The organism is Escherichia albertii NBRC 107761 = DSM 17582 (genome assembly GCF_000759775.1).
Lineage (GTDB): Bacteria > Pseudomonadota > Gammaproteobacteria > Enterobacterales > Enterobacteriaceae > Escherichia > Escherichia albertii.
In genome coordinates this window covers 45,778-60,578 of sequence record NZ_BBMY01000013.1, presented here as the reverse complement: position 1 = coordinate 60,578, position 14,801 = coordinate 45,778, and the positions used below count along the sequence as shown (strand labels likewise).

At 51.1% G+C, this 14,801-nt stretch carries 16 protein-coding genes; 1 reads left to right on the top strand and 15 read right to left on the bottom strand.

From position 1 onward, the window contains the following. Nucleotides 1-91: 91 nt before the first annotated feature. Nucleotides 92-259, top strand: a complete 168-nt coding sequence (locus EA14781_RS03995; RefSeq protein ID WP_001031839.1) for a YhfL family protein — start codon at nt 92-94, stop codon at nt 257-259. 101 nt (nt 260-360) lie between these two features. Here the strand turns inward: EA14781_RS03995 and EA14781_RS03990 are convergent, their stop codons facing one another. The 15 genes from EA14781_RS03990 to aroK all read right to left on the bottom strand — a co-directional run bounded on the left by EA14781_RS03990 (nt 361) and on the right by aroK (nt 14,509). Beyond that, complete coding sequence (locus EA14781_RS03990; protein WP_000447374.1) at nt 361-1,446, bottom strand: aminotransferase class I/II-fold pyridoxal phosphate-dependent enzyme; 1,086 nt, start codon at nt 1,444-1,446, stop codon at nt 361-363. Nucleotides 1,447-1,456: 10 nt separating this feature from the next. Further along, nucleotides 1,457-2,761: a YhfT family protein gene (locus EA14781_RS03985; RefSeq protein WP_000366883.1), complete on the bottom strand. Its 1,305-nt coding sequence runs from the start codon at nt 2,759-2,761 to the stop codon at nt 1,457-1,459. A gap of 11 nt (nt 2,762-2,772) precedes the next feature. Then, complete coding sequence (locus EA14781_RS03980) at nt 2,773-3,126, bottom strand: DUF2620 domain-containing protein (RefSeq protein WP_002460011.1); 354 nt, start codon at nt 3,124-3,126, stop codon at nt 2,773-2,775. Nucleotides 3,127-3,136: 10 nt separating this feature from the next. Further along, on the bottom strand, nt 3,137-4,015 hold the full coding sequence (locus EA14781_RS03975) for a phosphotriesterase-related protein (protein WP_001017967.1): 879 nt from the start codon (nt 4,013-4,015) through the stop codon (nt 3,137-3,139). Further along, nucleotides 4,012-5,238, bottom strand: coding sequence for a phosphopentomutase (locus tag EA14781_RS03970; RefSeq protein WP_000090570.1), 1,227 nt, complete (start codon nt 5,236-5,238; stop codon nt 4,012-4,014). Before EA14781_RS03970 ends, EA14781_RS03975 begins: the two co-directional genes overlap by 4 nt. Beyond that, entirely contained in the window at nt 5,238-6,401 is a 1,164-nt protein-coding gene (locus EA14781_RS03965; RefSeq protein ID WP_000497308.1) for a YhfX family PLP-dependent enzyme, read from the bottom strand. The genes EA14781_RS03970 and EA14781_RS03965 overlap by 1 nt, the downstream gene beginning before the upstream one ends. 83 nt (nt 6,402-6,484) lie before the next feature. Beyond that, entirely contained in the window at nt 6,485-6,847 is a 363-nt protein-coding gene (locus EA14781_RS03960) for a hypothetical protein (RefSeq protein ID WP_000450047.1), read from the bottom strand. Nucleotides 6,848-6,863: 16 nt separating this feature from the next. Next, nucleotides 6,864-7,769: a GntR family transcriptional regulator YhfZ gene (gene yhfZ / locus EA14781_RS03955; RefSeq protein ID WP_001254802.1), complete on the bottom strand. Its 906-nt coding sequence runs from the start codon at nt 7,767-7,769 to the stop codon at nt 6,864-6,866. Nucleotides 7,770-8,066: 297 nt separating this feature from the next. Continuing rightward, on the bottom strand, nt 8,067-9,071 hold the full coding sequence (trpS, locus tag EA14781_RS03950; RefSeq protein WP_000165547.1) for a tryptophan--tRNA ligase: 1,005 nt from the start codon (nt 9,069-9,071) through the stop codon (nt 8,067-8,069). After that, the gene (gene gph / locus EA14781_RS03945) at nt 9,064-9,822 is read right to left on the bottom strand and encodes a phosphoglycolate phosphatase (RefSeq protein ID WP_000357094.1); all 759 of its coding nucleotides are present in this window, start codon (nt 9,820-9,822) and stop codon (nt 9,064-9,066) included. Before gph ends, trpS begins: the two co-directional genes overlap by 8 nt. After that, nucleotides 9,815-10,492, bottom strand: a complete 678-nt coding sequence (gene rpe / locus EA14781_RS03940) for a ribulose-phosphate 3-epimerase (protein ID WP_000816276.1) — start codon at nt 10,490-10,492, stop codon at nt 9,815-9,817. Before rpe ends, gph begins: the two co-directional genes overlap by 8 nt. Before the next feature lie 17 nt (nt 10,493-10,509). Then, complete coding sequence (gene dam / locus EA14781_RS03935) at nt 10,510-11,346, bottom strand: adenine-specific DNA-methyltransferase (RefSeq protein ID WP_000742129.1); 837 nt, start codon at nt 11,344-11,346, stop codon at nt 10,510-10,512. A gap of 106 nt (nt 11,347-11,452) precedes the next feature. After that, the gene (damX, locus tag EA14781_RS03930) at nt 11,453-12,751 is read right to left on the bottom strand and encodes a cell division protein DamX (protein ID WP_000343167.1); all 1,299 of its coding nucleotides are present in this window, start codon (nt 12,749-12,751) and stop codon (nt 11,453-11,455) included. A gap of 91 nt (nt 12,752-12,842) precedes the next feature. Then, a complete protein-coding gene (aroB, locus tag EA14781_RS03925; RefSeq protein WP_000439834.1) occupies nt 12,843-13,931 on the bottom strand; it encodes a 3-dehydroquinate synthase in 1,089 nt (362 codons plus the stop codon). A 56-nt stretch (nt 13,932-13,987) separates the two neighbouring features. Beyond that, nucleotides 13,988-14,509: a shikimate kinase AroK gene (aroK, locus tag EA14781_RS03920; protein WP_000818619.1), complete on the bottom strand. Its 522-nt coding sequence runs from the start codon at nt 14,507-14,509 to the stop codon at nt 13,988-13,990. Between the last annotated feature and the right edge of the window lie 292 nt (nt 14,510-14,801).

Genomic DNA, 14,801 nt, shown 5'->3' with positions numbered 1-14,801 from the left:
ATAATAGATATTCCTGTATCGTTTTCAGTGAGCAGTCTGCTTATATTCACATTATCGATGGATATTAATATATAATACATAGGGAATGTATATGAACAAATTTATTAAGGTAACACTGGTAGGTGCGGTACTGGCGACGTTAACAGCATGTACTGGTCATATTGAAAACCGTGATAAGACCTGCTCTTATGACTACTTGCTGCACCCGGCAATTTCTATTTCTAAAATCATTGGTGGCTGTGGTCCAACTGCAAAATAAATCTCTGACAGAAATAGATTAATACCGATTTAATTACCCAACGCCCTCAGGATTTTCTGAGGGCGTATTTTTCTTTTTGCCGAAACTACCATTCACATCAATTAAACACTGGCAATACTCTCGCGCAATATCTGCAGCACTGTCTCCTCACCGCTACGATTCGGGTTAATGCGAATCGCATAATGTTCTGATTGCGGATTCGCCTGACGAAACGTTCCAGAAAGACGGTAAAACAGCGGCGGAATTTCGTATTTTGACTCCGCACCAACAGGATATGGCAACGCACCACGTTTCTGCGCTTCTTCCAGAACTCTGGCGGCAATCGGCTGATGAAACTCCACAATCAACACTTTCGATTGCGCATTGGCAATAACTGCACTTTTAACGTCCGACAACGCGCCACCATTAAGTAAAGCCAGTAATCGCTCAGAAACCCCCGCCTGCACCGCATGCATCACTGGAGCAAACACCAGGCCACGCAACACATCTAACGCCTGTGCGCCCTGGATCTGACAGCCACCAGAGTAGAGCGTGGCGCGAACCCTGCTAATAACATCAACATCGCCTACCACCGCGCCAACACCCTCTGGCCCAAACAGCTTGAAGCAGGAGAATGTTGAGATATTCGCCCCGCATTCACAGCCGATTCGCGTCACCTTCATCACTGCATAATTGTCATCGGTTAGCACTGAAACACCCGCTGAACGCAATGTTGCCAGTACCTCTGCCAGTACATAGCTGTCCTGCGGTTGCTGACGTGTATGCTGTACCAACGCGGCATCAGGTTGTTGCTCTTCGACAACCTGTTTAAGCACTGACAGCTCATTGAAATCGGCAGTAATAAGCGTCAGCCCCATCTGCTCAATGATGACCCGTGTCGTCGGATAAACAGGCGCATTATGTACCAGAAGACGCTGTCCCGGCTTGAGCAAAGCCGCCAGCGCGGCACGAATCGCCCCTGTGCCGGCACCTTGTACCAGCGCTGCCGCTTGCGCATGAAACGCATCAGCCAACACCTGCTCTACACGTTGAGTAATACGTGGTTGATTCAGTCCCGGCATTAATCCTAAATCACCATTGGTCAGAAACTCGGCGCCCGGAAAGTGACGGCAAATCGAGTCCACCAGCGCAAACTGCTTTTGCTGTGCCTCGGCGAAAGTCAGGCTTTGTAGAGGAAACGTCTCCATATGCGCCTCCTTATGCCGGAACAAACAAACCGAGCCAGTAAAGAATATTCAGGATAATCCCCGTAAGCATGACCGATACCACCGAAGCCGCCATTTTCTGTACCGGGCGTCCCAGCGATTTATTGAGGAAATAAATCGCCACGGCAATAGAGAATCCGGTATAACCCGCCATTTTAATCGCCGCGAAAATAGAGCCGACTAACAGCGCCACTTCCATTAGCATATTCATAGCATTACGGATGTTATCCGACGCATTACGCACCGACGGATAGCGTCCCAGCCATTTACCGATCGAACGCAGTAACAGCACTTCCGCACTAATGACCAGCGCGCCCAACGGGGCGGCGATCCACGGATTCGGCGCCAGATAACCGACAGCATAAACAAAGGTAAAACCAGCTACGGCATATACACCTGTGGCCAGCGCAGTGGTAGCAATTAACGGAACAAACCCCAGACCACGCATAAATTCAGCTAACGCTGCCTGATGGATAAGCGTCTGTGACTCTTCAGGCGTCACCCCAGCGGAATACGCTTTCTCGAGGGTAAAGATGGTCACTTCGCTTCCGGCAAAAATCTTCATACTCGCTACGGCGGCAATTAGCGCCCCTACGATAGCGATATAGGGCAAGTTTTTAATTATCCGTGACGTTCGCTCTTCAAAAACAGAAAGCCCGCTGGCATCCATACCATTCTCGCCGCTATGACGAATATCATGGGTAATGGCGATTGCCAGCAGCATGATCATCCCAACAAAGATCTCAATCGATTCGGCATTAATATGCGGAAAATAACGCACCACTAACACCCGCGCCATTAACACCACAACCAGAGCTAACAGGCGGTGTTTCCAACCAAACTGGTAAAAAATTGCGACCAACGGAAAGAGCGCAAACGCAGAAACCACTGGCGAACTCAATTCCCCTAAACTGCCCAACATATTTACCGGAAGAGACGTCAGTAGCTGATTAACGGGTAGCAGACAGGTCAGAATCAACACGCCCCACATCGCGCCAAGACCAAACGCCAGCACACTGTTGATCGCCAGCACGCCAAGAATATCGGTAGGTAAAAACAGCAGCCAGCAGTTAAGCAATCCCGTTTTGAGGGTAAAGGAGATCCCCACCGAAGCCACAAAACCAATACTCAGACCAAAAGCGATACTCCCCGCCTCGCGACGGTTCATATAACCTTCAATCAATTGCGGCAGGATCGGGCGAATACCATCATGGAATACAGCCGCCGAGCGATGTGCCAGAAGCGATGTCATACCCGTCAGGCACGCCACCACGATAATCTGAATATACAGATCCATAATCGCGCCTTTTATTTCAGATGGTTAATCAGCATCGGAATCGCGTGTTCGACATGCTCGACGGAAAGGCCAAACGCCACTTTTCCTTCGGCGATCATTTTGGCGATATGTTCCTCTTTCGCTTTAATTCCCGGCTTAGCGATGGTGCAACTTTTGTTATAACCAATCACCGCGATGGCAATCGATAATGCCGCGCCCGCGCCGGTATTACACGCGCCGATGTAGTAATCCAGTTGCCCGGATGTCACTTTCATCGCAGCTTCCATGTCGTTGTGAATAAAAACTTCAAAACAGCCAGGAGCCGTCGCTTCAATGGTTTTTTTAATCTGCTCACGCTGTAAGCCTGCAACGCCAATCTTTTTCATGAGTCTGTCCTTATTGGAAAAATTGAGAGGGATTTTCACGTAACATCACATCCACATCGGCCTGACTGAATCCTGACTGGCGCAATTGTGGAATAAAGGTGGTCAATAAAAAGTCATAGCCATAACCACCGTTGGCTTTTAAATGAGAGCGGCGGGTGATATCCATCGACAGCATGACGCGGTTAAGCAACCCGCGGTCACGTAGCGCATGAAGCATCGCAATGCGCTTCTCATCCGGGTAGTAACTGTTTTTGCCAATGGTGTCGAACTGCACATACGCGCCGAGATCGATCATCTTCAAAATGTTGTCGAGGTTGTCTTTCAGGTCACAGTGCCCGACGGTAACGCGTGAAAGATCAACTCCCTGGGCTTGCAATAGCGCCAGTTGCTCCAGCCCCATGGTGCTAAAAGAGGTATGCGTGGAGATCGGGCGTCCGGTCTGGTTATGCGCCAGCGCGGCGGCAATGAACACTTTCTCTTCCAGCGGCGTGATCTTGCCTTCGCTGGAGCCTATCTCTGCGATGATCCCGGCTTTCAGTTCCGTGCCATCAATACCCTGTTCAATTTCATCGACCATCTCTTGCGCCAGTTCCTGCGCGCTGCGGGTCGCCACATGTTCAGGAAAAAACGCGTCCTGGTAATAACCGGTACAGGCCATCACATTGATCCCTGTCTCGCGCATCACATCGAGCATAAATTGCGCATTGCGGCCCATGTAGCGGTTGGTCATCTCAATCACATTACGCACGCCATGCGCCATCAGGCCGTTCATCTCCTGACAGATGAACGCATACTGATCAAGGCAGCAGTCCAGATTATTTTTAAAGCCAGAGAGATCGATATGCAGATGCTCGTGGGCCAGGGTATAGCCCGTTGGATCGATATTCATAAGGTGTCTCTCTGGAAGCGAAAAGAAGATAAAAAAGAACTGCCGTTTTGTGGCGGCGACGCACGGAAAAATTCACATACCGTGGCGCCTACATCAAAAAGCGTGGTACGAACACCGAGTTGTGTGGCAACCAACTCGTGCTGATAAACCAGCACCGGCACCACTTCGCGGGTATGGTGGCTGTGACCGATAGTCGGGTCATTACCGTGATCGGCCATGACGATCAGGCAATCATCTGGCTGCATTGCAGCTATCAGACGGGCAAGATTACGGTCAACAATCTGTAGACGCTCGGCATAACGAGCAACGTCTTCCGCGTGCCCGGCGAGGTCGGTCTCCTGGATATTGGTGCAAATAAACGCCGTCGGATGCGCGTTAAACTCGTCGAGAGTGATGTCCATAATCCGCTGGCTATCCACCAGGTTTTGCCAGCTCACGCCATGAGGGTTGCTGACGATATCCGCCACCTTACCCACCAGCACGGTTGGCACGCCCACTTCATACAGTTTTTGCGGCACCTGCACTTTTTCATCAACACCGTAGCCCATATGCACGACCTGGAAGCCGTTGTCATAAGCGCCAGAACGCGGCGCATTGATGCCAATAAAACGCCCTTCTTTGCTTTCTGCTGCATCGAGAATGCGCTGGCTGTCGGTTAACAAGCCGCCAAATGTAATGACCCGACCGACCTGTACCTGCTCACGCACGATACGACCAATTTTGATTGCATCGTCAAAAGAGATCACAGAGAGATTGGCGGTGATGTTATAGACCTGCCCCAAATCTGCCTCAAGGTTATCGCCAATCGCCACCGCCTGGTTTACCCACAGGAACTGCAACTCATCGCCACGGCGTTCTACCTGCCAGCCCGCCGTCATTAACGCCCGTTCAACACGGTCAATGACGTCACTAAAAGGCATTCGCAACGGCGGCACGGGGCGCGTACCTAAAATTTCCTGATGCCCCATAAAAGTATCGCCACCTTCATGTTGCAGCTCTGCCACGCCCCAGACAGCGAAATCCGATGACTGCATATCACCCGGTGCATACCCCAGTGCATTGATTAACCCAAGCTTCTCCAGCGTCGACAGTTGTAAATGCGGTAACTCGCTAAGAATGTGCCCGCAAGTATTGGCCCCGGCATCTTGCGGGCGCACCAGCGTGACATCTTTCATTGCGCCTATGCCGAAGCTATCGATCACTAACACCACGAATCGCGCCATTACGCCTCCAGAAGGTTGCCAAGACTATCGTAACGACCAACGATTTCTGCCGTGCCGTGTTGAATACCAGACACCAGCACGACATCGCTGCGGGTAACAAAAATCTGCGTGCGAAAACAGAGCACCACCGCACTACTTACCAGATGCTCGCCTGCCAGCGGGAGGGTATAGTCAATACTGCCGTCATCCACGGCTTTGAGGTATGTTTCAGTAATCCTTTGACTTTCTGGCGTAAACACCAGCGCATGTTGCGCATGACCACGACGGTAATAACCGCCGCCGTAGCAGTAGCTGTCGCCATGGAAGTGGTGGGAAATTTCGCTCAACCAAAGTATCGCGACACGTTCAGGCTGGTCGCCCAGCTGATTTGCCGGAATCGTCCCCGTCAGCGCGTGACCGGGTTCGGCATGAGTCACACCGTATCCCGCCAGCAATGGCAGCGAAGTACAGCTGGTCGCTGAAGGCGCGTTCAGTTGTTCAAGCGCAATACCTGCTTTCGCCAGTTGCTCCCGTGCCTGTACCAGCGTGTGCAGATTCGGCGTGGGTAAAACTTTCCCGCGGGTTTCATCCCAAAGCAGGCAAGGAAAATGGGTAAGTCCCGCTAAATGTAGTCCGGGAAGTTTTTGGATTTCAGCAACCACCTCGTGCAGCGAATGCTGTACAAAACCGCTCTCCTGCCCCGGATAAAGAAAATCATCGTCACTATAAACTTTGAGCAGTACCGACTGCACTCGTCCGGCTTTCACCGCCGCCGCCGAAACTTCCCGTGCTTTGTCGAGAGTAAACACAGTGATGACGTCGGTACCCTGTTCAACAGCGTCAGAAACCTGATGACAAGGGATTTGTACCAGATGTCCCTGATGCGCTACCGGCAAACCGGCACGGCGCATGACCCTCGCCTCTTTGTAATCCACCGCCACAATGCCGCTGTAGCCCAGTGCCAGCAGTTTTTCCGCCAGCCACGGGTTACGACCAAACTGCTTGGTCATCAAATACAGCTCAATGCCGTAAAGCCGTGCCGTCTCAATCAGTCGCTTGCCGTTTTCCAGTACCTGATCCACGTCGATCACCCAACTGTCCGGGGCAATCTTGCCCTGTTGCCACAAACTTAGTGCGGCGCAAATCAGTGCCGGGTTCTGGCGTTTCAATGCTTCTACAAACATCTTGTTGCCTCGTTTCTGTTCCTTGAATTAAATATTCATTTTTTTGAACATTTAAGATGTGCGACGTGGATTTGCCGGGAGCTTCAAACCTCTTCGTTAGCAGCCATCCATAATCCATAAAGGTTGGCCAGCAAATAGCCTTCTTCACACGGGTTAACTTCCAGTGCGAATTCCCTCAACAACACCTGATGCAATTGTAAAATGGCTGACCAGTGGCTGGATTGCGCCAGCTCTGTCAGCAATTCATCATCCAGCGGCTCTATTTCTTCACCACGACGACTGCGCATCAGCGCACTCGCCATATGTGTCATCGCCATCGTCCCCTGCTCACTGCGCACCGGCAGATGGCATTCAATTTCCAGTATCTTCACGACCTGCATCATACCTTTGCAGATGTCCTTATCTATTACCCCTGCACCGCAAAGCAGGTTTAGCCTGGTTTCCATGTCAGATGCCTTTCATTTAATAACTGGGTTCCTGTTCCCCACTTACCACACGCTGTTGATGGGTAAGCAGGGCATGTTTATCAACAACCGCATGCAGCAATTGTTGCATCGGGTAATCATCGGCACGCGTCAAAATTACCGCTTCAGTGGCCTGCAAAAATCGTGGGTCATCCGCCAACGGCATCGCTTCTAATCCCAGCATTGCCAGTTCGCTTTCCGCCACCACGTTCCAGATCACCGCATCGACATCGCCTTTAACAATGCGCTGTAAACTCTCGTGATAAGAAAGATCGACCTGTTCCACATCGCTACTGCCAAAAAAGACATCGGTCATGATCTTCTGATCCGCCGAACGGTTATCCAGCCCCACGCGTTTCACAGCGGCGGATTCTCCTTTGCGGAAAATCAACTGGTGCTCGCCAACGTAGGTATGCGGTCCTAACTCCAGAGCGAGGCATAAGCCTTTTTGCGTGAGATAACTTTCCGCCGCCAGGCGAGAAACCACCGCCATGTCATAGACACCGTTAAGCAAGCACTCCACGCGAATATCTGCGCCGCGCATATGCGCATAGTAAAAAGGAATGCCATCAAACTGGGCTTTCAGCCCGCTCGCTAAACCTTCGTACAAGCGGGTATAGGGCAAGGGCATGGCACATACCACATTGTTGATATCTACATGACTCAGCAGCGCTTTGTTATCCATCTCAACCAGATAACTGCCATTGCGCCCACGACGTTCAATACGTATCGCACCGCCAGATTCCAGCGTTTTCAACGCGGCCTGCGTCAGACCAACCGATGAACGGCATTCAGTTGCCAGTTCATCTATTGTTTTCAGCCGATTACCGCACTTCTCACCTAACAAATAACGGGCCAGCGTCGTGATGACGACGCCTTCTTTTTTGATAAACGTTCGACGCATAGTAAATTTTCAATAAAATGAATATTTGTATCCTCATTAAAATGAAGATAATGAGCAACCGCAAGATGTGGAAACGACGAGGCACTTCACATTTTTTCGGATTATTGCAAATAAGGACATAAAAAACCGGGTTTCCCCGGTTTCTGAGTGATGACAAAAGAAAAATTACCTGATGTGCTACGCTTATCAAGTCTACATTTCCTTGCAATATATTGAATTTGCATTACTTTGTAGACCGGATAAGGCGTTCATGCCGCATCCGGCATGAACAAACCACATTTTGCCAACAATGTTAAATTACGGCTTCGCCACAAAACCAATCGCTTCGTAAACCGCTTTCAGCGTGCGGGAAGCGTGTGCGCTGGCTTTTTCCGCGCCGTCTTTCATTACCTGTTGCAGGAAAGCTTCGTCATTGCGGAAACGGTGATAACGCTCCTGCAATTCAGTCAGCATACCGGAAACCGCTTCTGCCACTTCGCCTTTCAGGTGACCATACATCTTGCCTTCGAACCGTTTTTCCAGTTCCGGGATGCTCTGGCCCGTGACCGCAGAAAGGATATCCAGCAGGTTGGAAACGCCCGCTTTGTTCTGCACATCGTAGCGAACCACCGGTGGCTCGTCGGAGTCGGTGACCGCTCGTTTGATTTTCTTCACTACCGATTTCGGATCTTCCAACAGGCCGATAACGTTATTGCGGTTATCGTCAGACTTGGACATCTTCTTGGTCGGCTCCAGCAACGACATTACGCGTGCGCCAGATTTCGGAATAAACGGCTCCGGCACTTTAAAGATATCGCCGTATAGCGCGTTAAAACGCTGGGCGATGTCACGGCTCAGTTCCAGATGCTGTTTCTGATCTTCACCGACCGGCACCAGGTTGGTTTGATACAGCAAAATATCTGCCGCCATCAGCACCGGATAATCAAACAGTCCGGCGTTGATGTTCTCGGCATAACGCGCAGATTTATCTTTGAACTGTGTCATGCGGCTCAATTCGCCGAAGTAGGTATAGCAGTTCAGCGCCCAGCCTAACTGCGCATGTTCCGGTACATGAGACTGAACAAAGATGGTGCTTTTCTCAGGATCGATACCACAAGCCAGGTACAGCGCCAGCGTATCCAGCGTCGCTTTACGCAGTTTCTGAGCATCCTGACGCACAGTGATAGCATGCTGGTCAACGATACAGTAAATGCAATGGTAGTCATCCTGCATGTTTACCCACTGACGCAGCGCACCCATGTAGTTACCAATGGTCAATTCACCTGAGGGCTGTGCGCCACTAAAAACGATGGGCTTAGTCATTTTTCGATTCCTGATTTTCGCTATGCGGAAGCCCTAATGCGGGCAGAAGGTCATTTATAGAGTGATAAATTACATCAGGCTGGCTGAGATCGATAGCCTCGCCGTAGTTATATCCGTAGGTTAAGCCAACTGATGGGCAACCGGCTGCTTTTGCTGCCTGAATATCATTGCGGGAATCACCGACAAACAGCATCTGTTGTGGGGCAATGCCCATCCGTTCTGCCACCAGTAACAGCGGGTCCGGGTGCGGCTTTTTATTTTTCACATCATCGCCGCCGATAACCACGCTAAAGTATTTTGCAATATCTAAGGATTCCAACAGCGGCGCAACAAACGGCGTCGGTTTATTGGTGACTACACCTAACGGCAGCCCTTTAGCCTGCAACGCGCCAAGCGTATCGGCAACGTGCGGGAACAAAAACGTCCCTTCCCCGGCAACCTCGCCATAATAGCGATCGAACAACTTACGCAAAATACGAACTTGTTCCGGTAACGGAACGTCATCATCAACGGGGGGTTTACCCATCGTTTTACGCAGGGTCGCACGTTCCTGGCGAGCCCAGATCAGTGCTCGCTCCATCAGGACATCTGCGCCATTACCAATCCAGGTAATAACGCGTTCTTCACCTGCGACAGGCAACTCCAGCGCGTACAACGCCATATCTACCGCGGCAGCCAGACCGGGAGCACTGTCGACCAGCGTACCGTCGAGATCAAAAGCGACGCCGCGAATATCTTCAAACTTATCCATGACTTACCTTTGCCAGTTCACTGCGCATTTCATCAATGACTTTTTTATAGTCTGGCTGGTCGAAAATAGCCGAACCTGCAACGAACATATCCGCCCCCGCTGCAGCGATTTCACCAATGTTATTCACCTTCACGCCACCATCCACTTCCAGACGGATGTCAAAGCCAGAGTCGTCAATGCGACGACGCGCTTCGCGCAGTTTATCGAGTGTTTGTGGAATGAAAGATTGACCACCAAAGCCTGGGTTAACAGACATCAGCAGGATCACATCCAGCTTGTCCATTACGTAATCCAGATAGCTCAGCGGTGTCGCCGGGTTAAATACCAGACCCGCTTTACAGCCATTTTCTTTAATCAGTTGCAGCGTGCGGTCAACGTGCTCAGAGGCTTCAGGATGAAAAGTAATGATGCTGGCGCCAGCGGCGGCGAAATCCGGCACAATGCGATCGACCGGTTTCACCATCAAATGCACATCGATAGGAGCGGTAATGCCGTAGTTACGCAAGGATTTCAGCACCATTGGCCCAATTGTCAGGTTGGGAACATAGTGGTTATCCATGACGTCAAAATGCACGACATCAGCGCCAGCTGCCAGAGCCTTTGCGGTATCTTCACCCAGACGGGCAAAATCAGCCGACAGAATTGAGGGGGCAATCAAATACTGTTTCATCCGCTTCTCCTTGAGAATCATTTTTTCGCGGGTGAAACGACTCCTGGTTTGTACAAAGCCAGCAGTTCGTCCACCTTTTTACGTGTGCCGCCGTTGCTGCTTATACTGCGTCGAACTTTGACGACATGCAATTTTGCGCGCTGATACCACTCGCGCGTTAACATCGTATCGTGATTGGAGATCAGTACCGGAATCTGGCGATCAACCAGTCCCTCGGCGATCTCCGCCAGATGCGCTTGTTGTTCAAGCGTAAAACTGTTTGTGTGGTACGCCGTAAAATTAGCGGTCGCGGAAAGCGGCGCATAAGGCGGATCACAATAGACGACAGAGCTATCATCCGCACGCGCCATGCTATCGGCGTAAGACTCACAATAGAAAAAAGCATTCTGCGCTTTTTCGGCGAAGTGATACAACTCGGCTTCCGGGAAATAGGGCTTTTTATAGCGGCCAAACGGCACGTTAAATTCACCGCGCAGGTTGTAACGGCACAAACCGTTGTAGCCGTAGCGATTCAGATATAAAAACAACACCGCCCGGCGGAAGGGATCCTGGCTTTTGTTGAACTCTTCACGGAACTGATAGTAGACCTCGGCACAATTCGTCTCCGGGACAAACAGCTCGCGAACAGCCTGCACGTACTCTTCCGTACGCGTCTTCACTATGTTGTAAAGACTAATCAGATCATTGTTGATATCAGCAAGGATATAACGAGAAAAGTCGGTGTTGAGAAACACCGACCCGGCACCGACGAAAGGCTCAACCAGACACTCGCCCTTGGGCAAATGCCGTTTAATATCATCAAGCAGAGGATATTTACCCCCTGCCCACTTCAAAAAAGCGCGATTTTTCTTCATGCTGACTAACTAATTACACCTTCTCCGGCTGTGGAGAAAGCTCCGACAGCATCCAGCGCTTCAGGCAGTTCCCGCAACGGTAATCCATTGCGGGAAATCGCCTTGATTACTTCAGATCGGCCTGTACCTGGCGCAATGGTTTCGCCCACGGATTCTTGGCCTGGACATCGGCTGGCAATGTAGACACTGCCTTTTTCGCCTCTTCTTTCGAAGCGTACACACCAGAAACCAGGACATACCATGGCTGACCATTACGCGTCGTTTCATAGACAACGTAGTTTTTCAGGTTCTCTTTCTTCGCCCAACCGTTCAGGTTGTCGTAGTTAGAGGAACTACTCAGCTGCAGAGTGTAATGGCTGGACGGTGCCGATTTCAACGAACCAACATTACCTGTAGTCTTCGCCCCTGCGGCAGGTGTTGTCGTAGCTTGTGCCGGAGATGCCGTTTGTACTGGCGCAGTAGTCGCCGTCTCTTTCGGCGCTGGCGTTGCGGCTGGCGTAGAAGTCGCAGCCGGTACCTTCGTGCTCGCGGCAGGCGTGGTCGGCCCAGTGCGTTTCGGCTGCTGTGCTACCGGCTTCGGTTCCGTTTTCACGGTTGCTTGCGGTTTTTTCGGTTCAATCACCGCCTGCTGACGAGCCGGACGCGTAGTGGTCGGGCGTTCGACAACCTGCGTTTTCGCCGTATCACGCGACGCGTTGCCGTTACGGACAGGCGCCACCGTTGCGGGTTCAGTCGGCAGCGTGGAGTTGACCGCCACATTATTTAACTGCTGCTGATTTTGCGGCTGAGTCAGCGCGTTATTCAGATCGCCCTGCACTTCAACACGTTGCTGCCCATCCGCTGCCGCTGGGGTTTGCCCCTGAGTCGGCGTGGAAGAGATCGGCGGCAGAGAAACATCCTGCTGAGTATTGCCCGCAGACGAGATTCCCGGCGCTGGCTGCACGCCATTCGTCTGATCGGCAGTATTACCAGCAAGATCAATACTTTTCTCACCAGACGCAGTTTGTTCGCTGGAAGAGGTCGAAGGGGCTTTAAGCGCAGAGCCGATGCCAATGATCAACAGCAGCAGCACCAGAATACCGACGCCCATCATCATATACTGACGAGAAGCGGGCTTGCTGGCTGCTTTTTTGCGCTTACGCGGACGGCGTTCTACACGCTCTTCATCCACGGTTTCATCTTCGTATTCGTCATCTTCTTGTTCGACTTCCGGTTCCTCATCGCGCCCTTTTTGTGCGCGAGTTGGGCGGCGATCGTCAGCATCATCAAGTTCAATATCATCAAAATTGATCTGCGGTTCACCACGCTCAGTACGTTCAGAACGCTCAGAAGATTGACGAGAACGACCAGTACGACGATCGCTGGGATCGGGTTTCAGCTCGTCTTCTGGTTTGAATTCATCCATTTAACACCCCACTAAAAGGTTAATGCTTACCACACTGCGATTAACCTGAAGCTAATAGACCGCTGGATAAGCGGTCCGACCTTTCTTGTTGTTACGCTGATTGACAATCGGCAATTGCGTTAAGAACGAGCTCGTGCGGCACACCGCCGCGAACTTCGCTCTTACCGATTGCCAGCGGAAGAATTAACCGCATCTCTCCCGCAAGGACTTTCTTATCACGCAGCATATGCGGTAAATACGCCTGCACAGCCATTTCGCGCGGCCCATTAACCGGTAACCCCGCCCGCGTGAGCAGGGTTATAATACGCTGCGTTTCGGCAGAACTGAACTGCCCGAGACGTTCTGACGTCCGCGCCGCCATTACCATACCTGCTGCGACCGCTTCACCGTGTAACCAATTGCCATAACCCATTTCAGTTTCAATGGCATGACCAAAGGTGTGCCCCAGATTCAGTAAAGCACGTAAGCCGGATTCGCGCTCGTCGGCAGCGACAACTTCTGCTTTCAGCTCACAACAACGGCGAATGCAGTACGCCATTGCTGGACCATCCAGACGAAGTAACGCATCCATATTCTCTTCCAGCCAGTTGAAAAACTCACCGTCAAGAATAATGCCGTATTTGATAACTTCCGCCAGCCCAGACGCTAACTCTCGCGGGGGAAGCGTTTTCAGACAGTCGAGATCTACCACCACCGAAGCTGGCTGATAGAACGCGCCAATCATGTTTTTACCGAGGGGATGGTTGACTGCGGTTTTGCCGCCAACAGAGGAGTCGACCTGCGACAGTAACGTCGTCGGGACTTGAATGAAACGAACGCCGCGCTGATAGCTCGCCGCCGCAAAGCCGGTAAGATCGCCGACTACGCCGCCGCCAAGCGCCACCAGCGTAGTATCGCGACCATGCGGCTTTTGCAACAACGCCGTAAAGACCGTGTCGAGTACCGCCAGGCTTTTATACTGCTCGCCATCAGGGAGGATAACGCAATCAACGTTAACACCCGCCTGTTCGAGTACACCGCGAACCTTATCGAGATACAGAGGAGCCAGAGTTTCGTTGGTAACCAACATCACCTGCTCGCCCGATTTCAACGGTAAGAATGAAGCTGGTTCGTTAAACAAACCAGATGCGATGGTAATTGGGTAACTACGTTCCCCGAGAGTAACGACTATCCTCTCCATAACGCGACATCCACCTTAATTACTGTACCCGCAGACGAGTGTATATAAAACCAGAATTAGTTGCTTTCCAACATATGAATAATCTGGTTTGCGACCACTTTAGCGCTTTGATCATCAGTACGAATGGTCACGTCGGCAATCTCTTCATACAACGGATTGCGTTCATTGGCCAACGCTTCCAGAACTTCACGCGGCGGTGTTTCAACGTGCAGCAACGGACGTTTTTTATCACGCTGCGTACGTGCAAGTTGCTTTTCGATGGTCGTTTCAAGATAAACGACAACGCCACGAGCGGAAAGACGGTTACGCGTTTCACGGGATTTCACAGAGCCGCCGCCGGTAGCCAGCACAATACCCTGTTTTTCGGTCAACTCATTGATGACCTTTTCTTCACGCTCGCGGAAGCCTTCTTCGCCTTCTAAATCGAAAACCCAGCCCACATCAGCTCCGGTTCGTTTCTCAATCTCTTGATCGGAATCGTAAAATTCCATATTGAGTTGTTGAGCTAACTGGCGCCCAATAGTGCTTTTTCCGGCACCCATAGGCCCAACCAGAAAGATATTGCGTTTCTCTGCCATTTTTTCGGTACTACTAAGACTATTCGTTAATGATAAACCCGCTTCGCTCAGAGAGCGCCACAGGACATGAACTGAAACCTCATAAGATATTGCGAGAGTCAGACTGAAAATTATCTCAATACTCCAGCGGGTTTGGCAACTGAATAAATCGCCTATCCCTCTGCATATCTGGTCGCTGCAGGCGCACTGCCTTGCTATCACCACTCTGGCGATAAATCACCGGGTAAGATTAGCGTAAAAAAGACAGCAAAATGCCGTGTGAAAGATAAATCACCATCATGGAACATGGCAA

Coding starts and splice junctions, on each gene's coding strand:
- EA14781_RS03995 (WP_001031839.1), top strand. CDS start 92: ATGAACAAATTTATTAAGGTAACACTGGTAGGTGCGGTACTGGCGACG.
- EA14781_RS03990 (WP_000447374.1), bottom strand. CDS start 1,446: ATGGAGACGTTTCCTCTACAAAGCCTGACTTTCGCCGAGGCACAGCAA.
- EA14781_RS03985 (WP_000366883.1), bottom strand. CDS start 2,761: ATGGATCTGTATATTCAGATTATCGTGGTGGCGTGCCTGACGGGTATG.
- EA14781_RS03980 (WP_002460011.1), bottom strand. CDS start 3,126: ATGAAAAAGATTGGCGTTGCAGGCTTACAGCGTGAGCAGATTAAAAAA.
- EA14781_RS03975 (WP_001017967.1), bottom strand. CDS start 4,015: ATGAATATCGATCCAACGGGCTATACCCTGGCCCACGAGCATCTGCAT.
- EA14781_RS03970 (WP_000090570.1), bottom strand. CDS start 5,238: ATGGCGCGATTCGTGGTGTTAGTGATCGATAGCTTCGGCATAGGCGCA.
- EA14781_RS03965 (WP_000497308.1), bottom strand. CDS start 6,401: ATGTTTGTAGAAGCATTGAAACGCCAGAACCCGGCACTGATTTGCGCC.
- EA14781_RS03960 (WP_000450047.1), bottom strand. CDS start 6,847: ATGGAAACCAGGCTAAACCTGCTTTGCGGTGCAGGGGTAATAGATAAG.
- yhfZ (WP_001254802.1), bottom strand. CDS start 7,769: ATGCGTCGAACGTTTATCAAAAAAGAAGGCGTCGTCATCACGACGCTG.
- trpS (WP_000165547.1), bottom strand. CDS start 9,071: ATGACTAAGCCCATCGTTTTTAGTGGCGCACAGCCCTCAGGTGAATTG.
- gph (WP_000357094.1), bottom strand. CDS start 9,822: ATGGATAAGTTTGAAGATATTCGCGGCGTCGCTTTTGATCTCGACGGT.
- rpe (WP_000816276.1), bottom strand. CDS start 10,492: ATGAAACAGTATTTGATTGCCCCCTCAATTCTGTCGGCTGATTTTGCC.
- dam (WP_000742129.1), bottom strand. CDS start 11,346: ATGAAGAAAAATCGCGCTTTTTTGAAGTGGGCAGGGGGTAAATATCCT.
- damX (WP_000343167.1), bottom strand. CDS start 12,751: ATGGATGAATTCAAACCAGAAGACGAGCTGAAACCCGATCCCAGCGAT.
- aroB (WP_000439834.1), bottom strand. CDS start 13,931: ATGGAGAGGATAGTCGTTACTCTCGGGGAACGTAGTTACCCAATTACC.
- aroK (WP_000818619.1), bottom strand. CDS start 14,509: ATGGCAGAGAAACGCAATATCTTTCTGGTTGGGCCTATGGGTGCCGGA.